Here is a 13,381-nt window from a genome sequence, read left to right as displayed (position 1 = left end):
GCGACGCCGCTTCGTCCAGCGGGCGGGCTCAAATTATCCTTTGCGCGCGCAAAGCTGCGATCGCCGCATCGTCATAGCCGATCTCGCGCAGGATCGCGTCGCTATGCTCGCCGACCTGCGGCGCGCGCTTGGGCGCGGTCTTGGCGCTGGCGGACAGCGAAATCGGAGCCCGGATGACCGGCGCCGCGCGCGGCGTGCCGGGATAGGCCGTGGCGTCGATCAGGCCCATTGCGGCGACCTGCGGGTGCGCCAGCGCTTCGGAGGGGCGCACGACCGGGGCCGCGGGAACGCGCGCCGCCGCCAGTTCGTCGATCGCCTGTTCGCTGGTGCGCGGGTTGCACCACGCCTGCATGATCGCGCTCAGTTCGGCGCCATTGTCGCCGCGCAAAATGTCGCTCGCATAGCGCGGATCGTCGATCAGCTCGGGACGCTCGACGAGTTCGGCCCAGCGGCGGAAGATCGGCGCGCCGACGATCTGGGTGACGATCCAGCCGTCGCGGGTGCGGAACAGGTCGGTCGGCGCCGAGCTGTAGCTGCGATTGCCGATCGGCTGACGCTCGATCCCGTTCAGCGCATGGTCGATCGTCAGCGCGTTCGACATGGCGAGCGCGGTGCCGAACAGCGACCCCGATACGCACTGCCCCTTCCCCGTCGTCTCGCGCTCGCGCAGCGCGAGCATCACGCCGAAGGCGCAGTGGAGCGCGGTGCCGAAGTCGACATAATTGACCTGCGCGCGATAGGGCTGATCGGGGGTTCCGGTCAGATGGACGGTGCCCGACATCGCCTGCCCCACCGCGTCGAAGCCGACCCGTTCGGCAAGCGGCCCTTCGCGCCCGAAAGCCGAGGCGGTCGCCAGGATGACGCGCGGGTTGATCGCGGCAAGACTGTCGTAGTCGAGTCCCAGCCTGACCAGCGCGTCGTGCGGCAGGTTGGCGACGACGACATCGGCGGCCGCGACCAGCCGCCGGACGATCTCGCGGCCTTCGGGGCTGCCGGGCTTCAAGGTCAGGCAGCGCTTGTTGCGGTTCATCTGGAGGAACATCGCGCCCGATCCGTCGCCGGCGACGGGAACCGTATAGCGATCGTCATTGCCGTCCGGCGCCTCGATCCGGATGACGTCGGCGCCATAGTCGGCAAGCAGCGCCGCGCAATAGGGACCGGCGATATAGCGCCCGAAATCGAGCACCTTGATGCCGCGCAATGGCACGATATGTCTCTCCCGCCGCTTCGTTCGTCCCCGGGGCTAGCAGCGGCTCGCTGCTGCCGCCAGTGGGGCGCGTCGCGAAATTGTGACGAGAGGGTTGCAAGATCGCGCGGGCATCGCTAGTTGGCCCCTGCCTCAGCGAGGAGAGTTGGCTGAGTGGTCGAAAGCGTCGCACTCGAAATGCGAAGTGCCCGCAAGGGTACCGAGGGTTCGAATCCCTCACTCTCCTCCATTTTCCTTCCCTGACCGCGCGATCCGGTCAGGCGGTTTTTCGCCCGACCGGTATCGTTTGACGACCCTAGAGGCTGCCGCCGAAAGCCGGGTTGCCCTGGACCGCGAGCAGGCCGACGATTGCGCTGATTGCGAAGATGCACACGATCGTGACGACGACGACAACCGCGGTATAGACGATCGCCTTGTCCTGGGGCGTTTTCATCAGTCGCGGCAGGCCGAGATAGAGAAGATAGAGGCTGTAGAGGCCCGCGAGCATGGCGAGCAGGAAGAGCCCGGGGATGAGGTTGAATATGCCGGCGACCCAGCCCGCGGTCGCCGAATAGACCGCGATCTTGAGCGCCTGAATCCGGCTTTGCTGCCCGTCGAAGGTCGGCGCGAGCGCGTCGATCACCAGCGCGACGATATAGACCGCCGCGAGCGTCATCGCATAGGACAGAACTGCCGAAACGAGCGCTCCGGCCAGTGGCGGATGATAGGTGACATTGAGGAAGCGATAGCCGAAAAGCTGTCCGCCGATCAGTCCGGCGAGCGGGCCGATCGCCGCGAGGACGAGGACATAGGGAACATAGAGCGACTGGACCGTCGCCGCCTCGCCGTCGATAATGGCCCAGGTCTCCTTGGGCTTCAACAATATGTCCTTGGCGCGCTGCACGATCGCCTGCCCCGATTCTTCCGGCGGCGTCGGATTGCGAAAGGATTCGTCGGTCATATGCCTGTCCCCTGTTGCTGATGCTATGAAATCAAATCAAACTCCCAAGTCGATATGCCCAGTGTGCGGGAATATTTCGGTGATTCAAGTCACATCCGCTCCTGATACTCCGCGGGGCCGGTGGATAGCGCTTGAAAGATCGGCTCACCGCCATAAATTGACCATATGATAGCAAAAAATCCGTCCGAGTATCAGGGTGAAGTCGAAGGCGGCGTGCCCGCTCCGCTGATAGAACGCGCGCGCTTTGCGCCGGGCGACATCGTGCGGCACCGCATGTTCGATTTTCGCGGCGTCGTCTTCGACGTCGATCCGGTCTTTTCGAACAGCGAGGAATGGTATCAGGCGATCCCCGAAGCGATCCGTCCGGCGAAGGAACAGCCCTATTATCATTTGCTCGCGGAGAATGAGGAATCCTCCTACATCGCCTATGTCAGCCAGCAGAATCTGGTGGCTGATGCCGAGCATGGCCCAGTCGATCATCCGCAGATCGACGCGATGTTCGACGGGATCGAAAAGGGGCGCTACCGGATCCGGTCGATCCACCGGCACTAAGCGGGGGCCGGATCAGGCCTTGAGCTTCCACCCCGTCGCGAGCAGGCGATAGGTGATGACGCCGAGCAGCGCGTTGACGCCAAGCAGCGCGAGCACGGCGATCAGCAGCGGATTGGCGATCGTCGAATCGACGGTGCCGATGAAGCCGTAGCGAAAGCCCATGATCGCATAGTAGACGGGATTGAGGTGCGCGACCGACTGGAACCACGGCGCGAGGCGGTCGACCGAATAGAAGGTGCCCGACAGCAAAGCGAGCGGCGTCACCACGAAATTGGTCACCGCGGCGGCATGGTCGAACTTTTCCGCCCAGACCGAAGTGATGAGGCCGAGGAAGCCGATCATCGTCGCGCCGAGCAGGCCGAAGGCAGCGACCGCCCAGAAATGCTGCGGGATGACATGGACGCCGGGCCACAGCAGCATCGCGAGCCACAGCGCGAGGCCGACGAAAACCGCGCGCGTCACCGCGGCGCCGATCAGCGCGATGATCAGCTCGCCGACCGCGAGCGGCGGCATCAGATAGTCGATGATCGTGCCCTGGATTTTGCCGACGAGCAGCGAGAAGCTCGCATTGGCGAAGCTGTTCTGGAGCATCGCCATCATGATCAGCCCCGGCGCGATGAAATCGGCAAAGGGCACGCCGATGACCTTGCGCCCCGCGCCGCCCAGCGCGACGGTGAAAATGACGAGAAACAGCAGGGTCGTGACCGCAGGCGCCCAGATAGTTTGGAGCTGGACCTTGAAAAAGCGCCGCACCTCCTTGACATAGAGGGCCTGCAGGCCGGGAAGGTTGAGCGCGCGGATCTGCGGCACGCCGGGTTCGGCAAAAGCCGGAGCCGCGGGGCGATTGTCCGAGTCGAAGCGCGAAATTTGGGGCTGGTCGTTCATGGCGATCTCGCCTATCGCCTCCCCGACTTTACCGCAAGCCGGGCTGCGTCCCGGCGGGACGAACGATCCCGCCGGCGGATCGTCGCAATATCCGCGGCGTGGAAGGAAATGAGGAACAGACGATGTCATGGACGGACGAGCGCATCGAACAGTTGCGCGGCATGTGGGAAAAGGGGCTGACTGCCAGCCAGATCGCCGACGAACTCGGTGGGGTGAGCCGCAACGCGGTGATCGGCAAGGCGCACCGCCTGGGGCTGAAATCGCGTCCCTCGCCCGTCAAGGCGACCGACAAGCCCGCGAAGCCCGCCAAGGCGCCCGCCGCGCCCAAGCCTGCGGCGCCCGCCCCTGCTCCGCGCGCAGCCGCACCCGCCGCCCCGCGTCCGGCCCCGGCACCGAAGGCCGAACCCAAGGCCGCCGCGCCGGCTCCAACCGCCGAGTCCGAGAGCGAAGCGGCGCCGAAACCCGACGCGCCGCGCATCGTCTCGATCGGTCCCGGCGGCTTCATCCGCCAGGGGCCCGGTGACCAGCAGGCGCCGATTCCGCCCGCGCCGCCGCGCCGGCTGGTGCCCGCGAAACCGAGCCCGGAGATCGCCGACAAGACGAGCCTGCTCGACCTCAACGACCGCATCTGCCGCTGGCCGATGGGGCATCCGGGCGAGCCCGATTTCCATTTCTGCGGCGAGCCGGTGAACCCCGGATTCCCTTATTGCGTCGAGCATTGCGGCCGCGCCTATCAGGCGCAGCTGCCGCGCGGCACGCGCCGTCCGCCCCCGCCGCCACCCTTCGGCGGGCCGCGCGTCCGGTGAGGCCGTTCGGGCAGGAGTTCGAATTCGCGCGCTTCCTCGGCTTCGAGATGGTCGAGCGCGGCGGCGGCAAGTGCCGCATGGCGATCGACATCGACCGCGCGCGCCATTTCAACCCGCAAGGGGTCGCGCACGGCGGCGTCGCCTATTCGCTCGCCGACACCGCGATGGGCGGCGCGCTGACCAGCGAGCTCGACGATCATTTCTGGTGCGCGACGCTGGAGATCAAGTTCAACTATCATGTCGGCGTGCGCGAGGGCCGGCTGATCTGCGATGCCGAAGTGCTCCACCGCGGCAAGCGCGTCGCCAATATGGATGCGCGGCTCTATCAGGACGATCGGCTCGTCGCGAGCGCCAACGGCAATTTCGCGATCTTTCCGGCGCCGAGCGCGTAACGGAAAAGGCGCCGGATCCTGGCCCGGCGCCTTTCCCGTCCATTTCCGATAATTCAGAAATGATAGCTCAGCGTGCCGCGCACGCTGTGCGTCTTGAACGACGGCGAACTGCGGATGATGTTCGTCCCGCCCGCGTCGAGCAGGAAGGGGTTGGTGTCGGGCGCCGATCCCTGGCCGACTTCAACGCGATAGTCATTGTCCTTGAGGTCGGTATAAAGATATTCGAGCCCGAGCGAGAGGCCGTTCGTCACCATCACTTCGGCGCCGCCGCCAACGCTATAGCCCCAGGCGTTGCTCTTGCCGGTGTCGGCGAAACTGTTTTCGGCGTTGGTCGTCGAAAAGCTGTTCTTCATCCGCGCATAGGCGCCGCCGCCGGTGACATAGAAGAGCGCGCCGCCGCCGGGCGTATAGCCGGCGCGCAGGCGGGCGCCCGCCTGATATTGCCCGCGCCGGGTCAGCATATAGCTGTCGGGGCCGGTCGAAAAGCCGGACACGCTGTCCTTGGCTTCGCTGCGGCCGCCTTCGACCAGCGCGCCGACGACGAAATTGCCCATGCGGTGGTCGGTGCCGACGCGCAGATAATATTCGGCGCCGTCGACGTCGTTGCGGCATCCGCTCGTCGGGGACGAACTCGTCGCGCGTCCGCCGCAGAAGCCGGGCGAGAAGGCATTGGCGCCGGTCGCCGTATTGACGGTGTCGCCATAATTGCCGTCGAGGTCGGTATCGAACAGCAGGGTTTCGTTGCGGTCGCTGGGCTGCAGCGACGCGCCGCCGACGACGCCGATATAGGGCCCGTTGAAATCCTCCGCGGGGTCGCGGTCCTGGGCCATGGCGGGCACGGCGATCGCACCGGCGGCCACGGCGGCGAGGAGAGCTCTGAACTTCATATTTTTTACTCCAATGTTTTGAATGGCTTTGCAGCCTTCCGCCAAACCCGCGGCCGGTTGGCGAGGTTCCGCTTTATGACGGAAATGAGACGAAACGGGCCGCGACGCTGATGGACGGAGGCATCGAAAACCCTCCTTGCCAGCGGGCTTTCCCGCCCCCTATAGCCAAGGCATGAGTCACGATTTGTTCGACGCCGCGGGTTCCGAGCCGCAAAGCTACAACGCCTCGCAGATCGAAGTGCTCGAGGGGCTCGAACCGGTGCGCCGGCGCCCCGGCATGTATATCGGCGGCACCGACGAACGCGCGCTCCATCACCTCGCCGCCGAGGTGATCGACAACAGCATGGACGAAGCGGTTGCCGGCCATGCGAGCCGCATCGAAATCACGCTCGACGCAGGCAACCGGCTGACCGTCACCGACAACGGCCGCGGCATTCCCGTCGATCCGCACCCCAAATTTCCCGGCAAGTCGGCGCTCGAGGTCGTGCTCACCACCCTCCATTCGGGCGGCAAGTTCGAAGGCAAGGCCTATGCGACCTCGGGCGGCCTTCACGGCGTCGGGGTCAGCGTCGTCAACGCGCTGTCGAGCGAGACCGAGGTCGAGGTCGCGCAGGGCAGGCAGCTTTATCGCCAGCGTTTCGCGCGCGGGGTGCCACTGGGGCCGCTCGAAAAGCTGGGCCCGACCCCCAACCGCCGCGGCACGAGCGTGTCCTTCACCCCCGATCCCGAGATTTTCGGCGAGCATGGCCGCTTCAAGCCGCAGCGCCTCTATCGCATGGCGCGATCGAAGGCCTATCTGTTCGCCGGGGTCGAAATCCGCTGGAAATGCGCGCCCGAGCTGGTCGGCGACGACACGCCCGCCGAAGCGGTGTTCCAGTTCCCCGGCGGCCTTGCCGACCATCTGAAGGAACAGATCGGCTCCCGCGAGTGCGCGACCGCCGAACCCTTTGTCGGACGGCAGGATTTCGCGGGCGAGCAGGGCCGCGCCGAATGGGCGATCGCCTGGCCGCTCTGGTCCGACGGATCGTACAGCTGGTATTGCAACACCATCCCGACCCCCGCGGGCGGCACGCACGAGGCGGGGCTGCGCGCCGCGCTCACCAAGGGATTGCGCGCGTTCGGCGAGCTGATCGGACAGAAGAAGGCGGCACAGATCACCGCCGACGACGTGTTCAACGGCGGCGAGATGATGCTGTCGGTGTTCATCCGCGACCCGCAGTTTCAGAGCCAGACCAAGGACCGGCTGTCGAGCCCCGAGGCCGCGCGCCTGACCGAGAGCGCGATTCGCGACCATTTCGACCACTTCCTCTCTGACAATATGGACCGCGGCCGCGCGTTGCTTGGCCTGATCCTCGAACGGATGGAGGAACGGCTGAAGCGCAAGGCCGAGCGCGAGGTGAAGCGCAAGACCGCGACGAGCGCGCGCAAGCTGCGCCTGCCGGGCAAGCTCACCGATTGTGCGAACGACGGCCCCGAAGGCACGGAATTATTTATCGTGGAGGGCGACAGCGCCGGCGGCAGCGCCAAGCAGGCGCGCGACCGCAAGACGCAGGCGATCCTGCCGATCCGCGGCAAGATATTGAACGTCGCGAGCGCCAGCGCCGACAAGATCCGCGCCAATCAGGAAATCGCCGACCTCGCGCTCGCGCTCGGCTGCGGGATGCGCAAGGATTGCGACGCCGACCGGCTGCGTTACGAGAAGATCGTCATCATGACCGACGCCGACGTCGACGGCGCGCATATCGCGACCCTGCTGATGACCTTTTTCTTTCAGGAAATGCCCGACATCGTGCGGAACGGGCACGTCTATCTCGCGCAGCCGCCGCTCTATCGCCTGACCGCGGGCGCAACCTCGGCCTATGCGCGCGACGATGCGCATCGCGCCGAGCTGGAGGCGACCGTCTTCAAGGGCAAGAAGGTCGATGTGGGCCGCTTCAAGGGTTTGGGAGAAATGAACCCCAACCAGTTGAAAGAAACGACGATGGACCCGGCGACGCGCAGCCTGCTGCGCGTCACCTTGCCGCAGGAATATGAGGAGCGGCATCTAGTCAAGGATCTCGTCGACCGTCTGATGGGCAAGCATCCCGAGCACCGCTTTCACTTCATCCAGGCGAATGCGGCGAGCCTCGACGAAGCGGCGATCGACGCGTGAAGCCGGCCCCCTCCCCCCTCAGGGGAGAGGATGGAAGGGAAGAATGACGCCATGACCGGCTTCCGCACCGCCCTTATCGCGCTTCTCCTGCTCACCGCCGCTCTCCCCGCTCCTGCGCTATTCGCCCAATCGCCTGCGCCCACAGTCCCCGCCACCACCGGCTTCGAACGCCGCGCAGCGGAGCTTCCCGATCTCCTCGAGGGCCGCATCGCCTTTGCCGATTATTTCGCGCCGGTCTTTCAGCAGGCGGTGCCCGAGGCGCAGTTCAAGGCGATCGCGGCCAATCTGGTCGCGCAATATGGCCGGCCGGTCGCGGTCGTATCGACCGACGCGGCCGATGCGCGGCGCGGCACGGTGACGCTCCGCTTCGAAAAGGCGGTCGGCACGGTCGCGCTCAGCGTCGAGGCCGGGCCCGACCGGCGGGTCGATGGCCTGCGCTTCCAGCATTTCGAGGTCGCGAACGACAGCTTCGACCGCGTCGCCGCCGAGCTTGCGGCCCTGCCCGGCAAGACCGGCTTTCTGGTCGCCGAAATCGACGGAAACCGCATCGCTCCCCTCGCCTCCGCGCACGCCGACACGCCGTTCGCCGTCGGATCGACCTTCAAGCTCTATGTCCTCGACGAGCTTGCCGCGCAGATCGCCGCCGGCAAGCATCGCTGGGACGAGGTCGCGCCGCTCTCGCACCTCAGCTTTTCCTCGGCCGCGACCGCGGGCTGGCCGAAGAACACGCCGGTGACCTTGCAGACGCTCGCCAACTGGATGATTTCAGTGAGCGACAATGGCGCTGCCGACACGCTGATTCACCTGCTCGGCCGCGAGGCAGTCGAGGCGCGGATGCGCGCCGCCGGGAACAGCGACCCGTCGCGCAATATTCCTTTCCTGACCACGGTCGAAGCCTTCGCGCTGAAGGGCAATAATTTCGCCGCCGAGCGCGCCGCCTTTCTTGCCGGCGACGACGAAGCGCAGCGCGCGCTGATCGACGCGAACAAGGGCCGGCTGATCCTCGAAAATGTCGACGGCGGCAGTTTTGGCGGCAAGCCGCGCTTCATCGACAGCCTCGAATGGTTCGCGAGTCCCCAGGACGTCGCGCGCGGGCTGATCGACCTGAAGGCGCGCGGGTCGGAGGAGGCGATGGCGGCGATGGCGATCAACAGCGGCGTCGGCCCCATCGCGGCCGCCGACTGGCGCTATCTGGGTTACAAGGGCGGCTCCGAACTCGGGGTGCTGTCGATGAGCCTGCTCGGGCAGCGCAAATCGGACGGCAAATGGTTCGTCGTCACGGCAAGCTGGAACAATCCCGACGGCGATGCCGCGGCCGAGACGATCAACGGGCTGGTGACGCGGCTGCTGGCGTTAGCGGCTAAATAGAGCCGCGCCATTCGTACGCAGTGCGTGGCCGGCGTGCAGGGCAAGCGCCAGACAGGCGGCGAGCAGCACTGCGTCCTTGAACAGGAACTGTGCGGTCGATCCCATGAAGGGAAAGCCGAACCCGTCTTGCCACAGCGGCACGCCGAAGCTGAAGCTGAGCGTGACGAGAAAGGTCGCCATTCCCATCAGACCGCCGAGCAGCCCCGCCCGATGCGACCAGGCCCCCAGCGCGATCAGCGCCCCCGTCGCCAACTCGACCGTCCCGATGACATTGCTCGTCCCCTGGACCCCGATCAGCGGATACATCCAGGCGAAGAGCGGATAATGCATGGCGATGCCAGCGACGCCTTCGGCTTCGTACGATGCGAATTTCGCGATCCCGAACATGGCGAAGATAAATACCAGCGACCAGCGCAGGGCGCCGATCGAGAAAGTTTGAGGCGGAAGCCCGCCCGGAATTTCGCGCATACAAATACCCCCAAAGGACGTTTCGGAGATATTCGTGCCGGGCGCCGGCGGGGTTACATCAATCGGTGAGCGCCGCGACCAGCGCCTTGACCTTCGCCTGGCGCCATTGCGGGGTCGGCGCGACGAGCCAATAGCCGCGTTTTACCGCGAACGCTTCGCGGACCAGCCGGACGCGGCCTGCCGCCAGATCGGCCTCGGCGAGCATCGCGGGAACATTTGCCTGTCCCAGCCCGTTCGCCGCCGCGTCGATCGCGAGCCCCGCGTCGCCGAGCCGCAGCGCGGGCTCGCCGTCTTCGGCGGGGCAGCCGGGCCAGGCGATGCGCGTTTCGCTGTCGCTCGCGGGGCCGGCGACGGTCACCATCGCCGGATCGGACAGCGCGACGCCCTCATGCTCGCCGGGGCCGTCGGTCCAGAAGATCGCGAGATCGAGATTGGCTTCGGTAAAGTCGATGCCGCCGTCGGACGAGACGAGGGTGAAGCGCACGTCGGGCGCCTGCTGGCTGTAGCGCGCGAGGCGGGGCGCGAGCCATTTGGCGGTGAGGTCGCGCGGCGCGGCGATCGTCAGCGACTGCGACGATTGCCCCGCCTGCATCGCGCGCACCGACTCCTCGAATTGCAGAAAGCCCTGGCGCAGCGCGTCGAGCCCCGCGGTCGCTTCGCCCGTGAGTTCGAGCCCCTTCGGCGTGCGGCGGAAGAGGACGACGCCGAGCATGTCTTCGAGCGCTCGAATCTGTTGCCCGACCGCGGCGGGCGTCACCGCGAGCTCGTCGGCGGCGCGCGTGAAGCTCAGATGCCGGGCAGCGGCATCGAAGACGCGGAGCGCGTTGAGAGGCAGGTGCGTCCGCTTCATGGCGCAGTCGCGGGCGCCGCGAGCGGAAATTGCGGGATCGCGACGAGCATCTGCGATCCGTCGCCGAGTTCCATCATATAGCTTCCGACCATAGATCCGCCGGGCGTCGTGAGCGGACAGCCCGATACATAGTGAAACGCGCCACCCGGCTGGATCAGCGGCTGTTCGCCGATGACGCCCTCGCCCTCGACCTCGCTGACCTGCCCGTCGCCGTCGCGGATCTGCCAGTGGCGATTGAGGAGCTGCGCCGAGAGCGCGCCGTGATTTTCGACCCGGATATGATAGGCCCAGAACCAGCGCCCGAGCGCCGGATGCGACTGTTCGGGCAAATAGCTGACCGACACGCGCACCGTGATCGGCCCCGTCGCGGCCGAGAAAGGGAAAAGCGAGTCGAGCATCGCCAGCACAGCGTCGCCTATAGCCCCACCCTGGTCAATGCCTGGTCGAGATCGGCGATCAGGTCGCGCGGGTCTTCGAGCCCGATATTGATCCGCAGCATCCCCTCTTCGACGCCCATGTCGGCGCGCGCTTCGGCGCTGACGCCATAATGGGTCGTCGAGGCAGGATGGCAGCAGAGGCTGCGCGAATCGCCGATATTGTTGCTGATATCGACGAGTTCGAGCGCGTCGAGGAACGCCATCGCCTGCGCGCGATCCTCCAGGATGAAGGCGAAAATCGGCCCGGATGCGTCCATCTGGCGCATCGCCAGATTATGCTGCGGGTGGCTCGCGAGTCCGGGGTGGAGGATGCGCGGAACGCGGCTTTCGACGAATTTGCCGACTTCGAGCGCATTTTCGGACTGGCGCCGCGCGCGCATGTCGAGCGTTTCGAGTCCCTTGAGCACAACCCACGCGTTGAAGGGCGACAGGTTCGGACCCGTATTGCGCTGGAACGGCAGCAGCACATCGTTGATGAACTTTTCGGTCCCACAGACGGCACCGGCGAGCACGCGCCCCTGCCCATCCATCAGCTTGGTCGCCGAGTAAGCGACGACGTCGGCGCCGAAGTCCATCGGCCGCTGGAGCGCGCTCGTCGCGAAGGCATTGTCGACGACGCTGGTGATGCCGTGCGCCCTCGCGAGGGCGCAGACATGCTCGAGATCGACGATGTCGAGCGTCGGGTTAGCGGGGGTTTCGAAGAAGAAAACCCTGGTGTTGGGCCGAATCGCCTTTTCCCACGCATCATTGTCGCGGCCGTCGACGACGCTCGTTTCGATCCCGAAGCGCGGGAAGAGGGTGTCGACGAGCCAGCGGCACGAACCGAAGGCCGCCTTCGCCGCGACGATATGGTCGCCCTGCGACAGCTGGCAGAGCAAGGCCGTGGTCATCGCCGCCATGCCGCTCGCCTGCGTCCGGCACGCTTCGGCGCCCTCCATCAGCGCGATGCGTTCTTCGAGCATCGCGACGGTCGGGTTCTGGAGCCGCGAATAGGTCATGCCCACGGCTTCGCCCGCGAAGCGCGCCGCCACCTCCTCGGCGCTGTCATAGGTATAGCCCGAGGTCAGGAAGAGCGCCTCGGACGTCTCGCCATGCTCGCTGCGCCACGTCCCGCCGCGCACCGCCTGCGTCGCGGGGCGCCAGTTCCGCGTCTTGTCGCGATCGAATCCGGTGGTCTTCTTCATGTTTCTCTGTCCGTAACTCTAGTTTCTCAGGGCCGCCACGACCGCGTCGCCGAGCGCCGCCGTGCCCATCGTTCCGCCCAGATCGGCGCCGCGGCAGCCGTCGGCGAGCACCCTCGCCACCGCCGCCTCGATCCGCGCGGCGCTCGCCTCGTCGCCACCCGAATGGCGGAGCAGCATCGCGAGCGACAGGATCATCGCCAGCGGGTTGGCGACGCCCTGCCCCGCGATGTCGGGCGCGCTGCCGTGTATCGGCTCGTAAAGCCCTTTCGTCCCTTCGCCGAGCGAGGCCGAGGCGAGCAGCCCGATCGAGCCGACGCACATCGACGCCTGATCGGACAATATGTCGCCGAACAGATTGCCGGTGACGACGACGTCGAACTGGCCGGGGTTGCGCACGAGCTGCATCGCGGCATTGTCGACATACATGTGGCTGAGTTCGACGCCGGGATAATCCTTCGCCACTTCGATCACCACGTCGCGCCACAGCTGCGAGGTTTCGAGCACATTCGCCTTGTCGACCGAGCAGAGCCGGCCCTGCCGCCCCTGTGCGGCGCGGAAGGCGACGTGGGCGATGCGGCGCACTTCGCTTTCGCTGTACGACATGACGTCATAGCCCTCGCGCTCGCCGTTCGCGGTCGTGCGCAGGCCCTTTTCGCCGAAATAGACGTCGCCGTTAAGCTCGCGGACGATGAGCAGGTCGATCGCCGCCGCGACCTCGGGGCGCAGCGCCGAGCTGTCCTCGAGCCCCGGAAAGAGCTTGGCGGGGCGAAGATTGGCGAAGAGGCCGAGTTCGGAGCGCAGGCCGAGGATCGCCTGTTCGGGGCGCAAATGCCGCTCGACCGCATCGAAGCGCGGGTCGCCGACGGCGCCGAACAGGATCGCGTCGGCGGCTTTCGCCTTGGCGAGCGTTTCGGGCGGCAGCGGATGGCCGGTCGCTTCATAGGCCGCGCCGCCGACGAGCGCGCGGTCGAGCGTCACCGGAAGGTCGAGTGCGGCGAGCACCCGCTCGGCCTCTGCCATGATCTCGGGACCGATGCCGTCGCCGGCGAGCAGCAGGATTTTCAATATCCGGGTTCCTTCGCGCACATCATTACGAACCGGTGTCCGCATCGCCAGTCAGACCGCGTGTCCCCGCGAAGGCGGGGACCCATCACCTGCCGGTTCAACATAGAGCCCACCGGAGATGGGCTCCCGCCTTCGCGGGAGCACAGAGTTTGTCGCTCAGGGACGCCGACGCTCTAGGCAGCGACAGC

General features: G+C 66.4%; 14 protein-coding genes and 1 tRNA gene. 6 read left to right on the top strand and 9 right to left on the bottom strand.

Annotated features, from left to right (window positions below; translation table 11 throughout):
• Window positions 1-28: 28 nt before the first annotated feature.
• The gene (locus tag CHB69_RS03645) at window positions 29-1,207 is read right to left on the bottom strand and encodes a CaiB/BaiF CoA transferase family protein (RefSeq protein ID WP_089214557.1); all 1,179 of its coding nucleotides are present in this window, start codon (window positions 1,205-1,207) and stop codon (window positions 29-31) included.
• Between the two features lie 139 nt (window positions 1,208-1,346).
• Between CHB69_RS03645 and CHB69_RS03640 the strand changes: the two genes are divergently transcribed.
• Window positions 1,347-1,436, top strand: a tRNA-Ser gene (locus CHB69_RS03640).
• 66 nt (window positions 1,437-1,502) lie between these two features.
• Here the strand turns inward: CHB69_RS03640 and CHB69_RS03635 are convergent.
• Complete coding sequence (locus tag CHB69_RS03635) at window positions 1,503-2,147, bottom strand: Yip1 family protein (RefSeq protein ID WP_089214556.1); 645 nt, start codon at window positions 2,145-2,147, stop codon at window positions 1,503-1,505.
• 165 nt (window positions 2,148-2,312) lie between these two features.
• On the opposite strand from CHB69_RS03635, the gene hspQ reads away from it, so the two are divergent.
• Window positions 2,313-2,699 (top strand): heat shock protein HspQ, encoded by a 387-nt coding sequence (gene hspQ / locus CHB69_RS03630; protein ID WP_089214555.1) that lies wholly within the window; start codon window positions 2,313-2,315, stop codon window positions 2,697-2,699.
• Between the two features lie 12 nt (window positions 2,700-2,711).
• Here hspQ and CHB69_RS03625 read toward each other — a convergent pair whose 3' ends face one another.
• Window positions 2,712-3,584: an ABC transporter permease gene (locus tag CHB69_RS03625; protein WP_089214554.1), complete on the bottom strand. Its 873-nt coding sequence runs from the start codon at window positions 3,582-3,584 to the stop codon at window positions 2,712-2,714.
• Window positions 3,585-3,706: 122 nt separating this feature from the next.
• On the opposite strand from CHB69_RS03625, the gene CHB69_RS03620 reads away from it, so the two are divergent.
• Together CHB69_RS03620 and CHB69_RS03615 are read left to right on the top strand one after the other, a co-directional pair.
• Window positions 3,707-4,390 (top strand): GcrA family cell cycle regulator, encoded by a 684-nt coding sequence (locus CHB69_RS03620; protein ID WP_089214791.1) that lies wholly within the window; start codon window positions 3,707-3,709, stop codon window positions 4,388-4,390.
• Complete coding sequence (locus CHB69_RS03615; RefSeq protein WP_089214553.1) at window positions 4,387-4,782, top strand: PaaI family thioesterase; 396 nt, start codon at window positions 4,387-4,389, stop codon at window positions 4,780-4,782. The genes CHB69_RS03620 and CHB69_RS03615 overlap by 4 nt, the downstream gene beginning before the upstream one ends.
• Window positions 4,783-4,835: 53 nt before the next feature.
• Here the strand turns inward: CHB69_RS03615 and CHB69_RS03610 are convergent, their stop codons facing one another.
• Window positions 4,836-5,669 carry an outer membrane protein gene (locus CHB69_RS03610; protein ID WP_089214552.1) on the bottom strand — a complete coding sequence of 278 codons (834 nt, stop codon included), beginning with the start codon at window positions 5,667-5,669 and terminating at the stop codon, window positions 4,836-4,838.
• A gap of 172 nt (window positions 5,670-5,841) precedes the next feature.
• On the opposite strand from CHB69_RS03610, the gene parE reads away from it, so the two are divergent.
• Both parE and CHB69_RS03600 read left to right on the top strand, forming a co-directional pair.
• The gene (gene parE / locus CHB69_RS03605; protein WP_089214551.1) at window positions 5,842-7,821 is read left to right on the top strand and encodes a DNA topoisomerase IV subunit B; all 1,980 of its coding nucleotides are present in this window, start codon (window positions 5,842-5,844) and stop codon (window positions 7,819-7,821) included.
• Between the two features lie 51 nt (window positions 7,822-7,872).
• Window positions 7,873-9,189, top strand: coding sequence for a serine hydrolase (locus tag CHB69_RS03600; protein WP_089214790.1), 1,317 nt, complete (start codon window positions 7,873-7,875; stop codon window positions 9,187-9,189).
• Here the strand turns inward: CHB69_RS03600 and CHB69_RS03595 are convergent.
• The 5 genes from CHB69_RS03595 to leuB are packed head-to-tail and all read right to left on the bottom strand — an operon-like array spanning window position 9,175 to window position 13,238.
• A complete protein-coding gene (locus CHB69_RS03595) occupies window positions 9,175-9,657 on the bottom strand; it encodes a DUF417 family protein (protein WP_089214550.1) in 483 nt (160 codons plus the stop codon). The two genes, CHB69_RS03600 and CHB69_RS03595, sit on opposite strands and share 15 nt — an antisense overlap.
• Window positions 9,658-9,715: 58 nt before the next feature.
• Window positions 9,716-10,507 (bottom strand): LysR family transcriptional regulator, encoded by a 792-nt coding sequence (locus CHB69_RS03590; RefSeq protein WP_089214549.1) that lies wholly within the window; start codon window positions 10,505-10,507, stop codon window positions 9,716-9,718.
• Window positions 10,504-10,905: a Co2+/Mg2+ efflux protein ApaG gene (gene apaG / locus CHB69_RS03585; RefSeq protein WP_089214789.1), complete on the bottom strand. Its 402-nt coding sequence runs from the start codon at window positions 10,903-10,905 to the stop codon at window positions 10,504-10,506. The genes CHB69_RS03590 and apaG overlap by 4 nt, the downstream gene beginning before the upstream one ends.
• Before the next feature lie 17 nt (window positions 10,906-10,922).
• Complete coding sequence (locus CHB69_RS03580) at window positions 10,923-12,128, bottom strand: trans-sulfuration enzyme family protein (RefSeq protein WP_089214548.1); 1,206 nt, start codon at window positions 12,126-12,128, stop codon at window positions 10,923-10,925.
• Between the two features lie 18 nt (window positions 12,129-12,146).
• Window positions 12,147-13,238 (bottom strand): 3-isopropylmalate dehydrogenase, encoded by a 1,092-nt coding sequence (gene leuB / locus CHB69_RS03575; protein ID WP_425442400.1) that lies wholly within the window; start codon window positions 13,236-13,238, stop codon window positions 12,147-12,149.
• Between the last annotated feature and the right edge of the window lie 143 nt (window positions 13,239-13,381).

This window comes from Sphingopyxis indica (genome assembly GCF_900188185.1).
Taxonomy (GTDB): domain Bacteria; phylum Pseudomonadota; class Alphaproteobacteria; order Sphingomonadales; family Sphingomonadaceae; genus Sphingopyxis; species Sphingopyxis indica.
Note: the sequence above shows the minus strand (reverse complement) of the source record. Positions and strands in the feature narration are given on the sequence as shown.

What these genes read in the sequence shown, in the direction of transcription:
- CHB69_RS03600 (WP_089214790.1), top strand. Translation starts at nt 7,873, where the DNA reads ATGACCGGCTTCCGCACCGCCCTTATCGCGCTTCTCCTGCTCACCGCC.
- CHB69_RS03620 (WP_089214791.1), top strand. Translation starts at nt 3,707, where the DNA reads ATGTCATGGACGGACGAGCGCATCGAACAGTTGCGCGGCATGTGGGAA.
- CHB69_RS03635 (WP_089214556.1), bottom strand. Translation starts at nt 2,147, where the DNA reads ATGACCGACGAATCCTTTCGCAATCCGACGCCGCCGGAAGAATCGGGG.
- parE (WP_089214551.1), top strand. Translation starts at nt 5,842, where the DNA reads ATGAGTCACGATTTGTTCGACGCCGCGGGTTCCGAGCCGCAAAGCTAC.
- apaG (WP_089214789.1), bottom strand. Translation starts at nt 10,905, where the DNA reads ATGCTCGACTCGCTTTTCCCTTTCTCGGCCGCGACGGGGCCGATCACG.
- CHB69_RS03610 (WP_089214552.1), bottom strand. Translation starts at nt 5,669, where the DNA reads ATGAAGTTCAGAGCTCTCCTCGCCGCCGTGGCCGCCGGTGCGATCGCC.
- CHB69_RS03625 (WP_089214554.1), bottom strand. Translation starts at nt 3,584, where the DNA reads ATGAACGACCAGCCCCAAATTTCGCGCTTCGACTCGGACAATCGCCCC.
- leuB (WP_425442400.1), bottom strand. Translation starts at nt 13,238, where the DNA reads ATGCGGACACCGGTTCGTAATGATGTGCGCGAAGGAACCCGGATATTG.
- CHB69_RS03595 (WP_089214550.1), bottom strand. Translation starts at nt 9,657, where the DNA reads ATGCGCGAAATTCCGGGCGGGCTTCCGCCTCAAACTTTCTCGATCGGC.
- CHB69_RS03590 (WP_089214549.1), bottom strand. Translation starts at nt 10,507, where the DNA reads ATGAAGCGGACGCACCTGCCTCTCAACGCGCTCCGCGTCTTCGATGCC.
- CHB69_RS03580 (WP_089214548.1), bottom strand. Translation starts at nt 12,128, where the DNA reads ATGAAGAAGACCACCGGATTCGATCGCGACAAGACGCGGAACTGGCGC.
- hspQ (WP_089214555.1), top strand. Translation starts at nt 2,313, where the DNA reads ATGATAGCAAAAAATCCGTCCGAGTATCAGGGTGAAGTCGAAGGCGGC.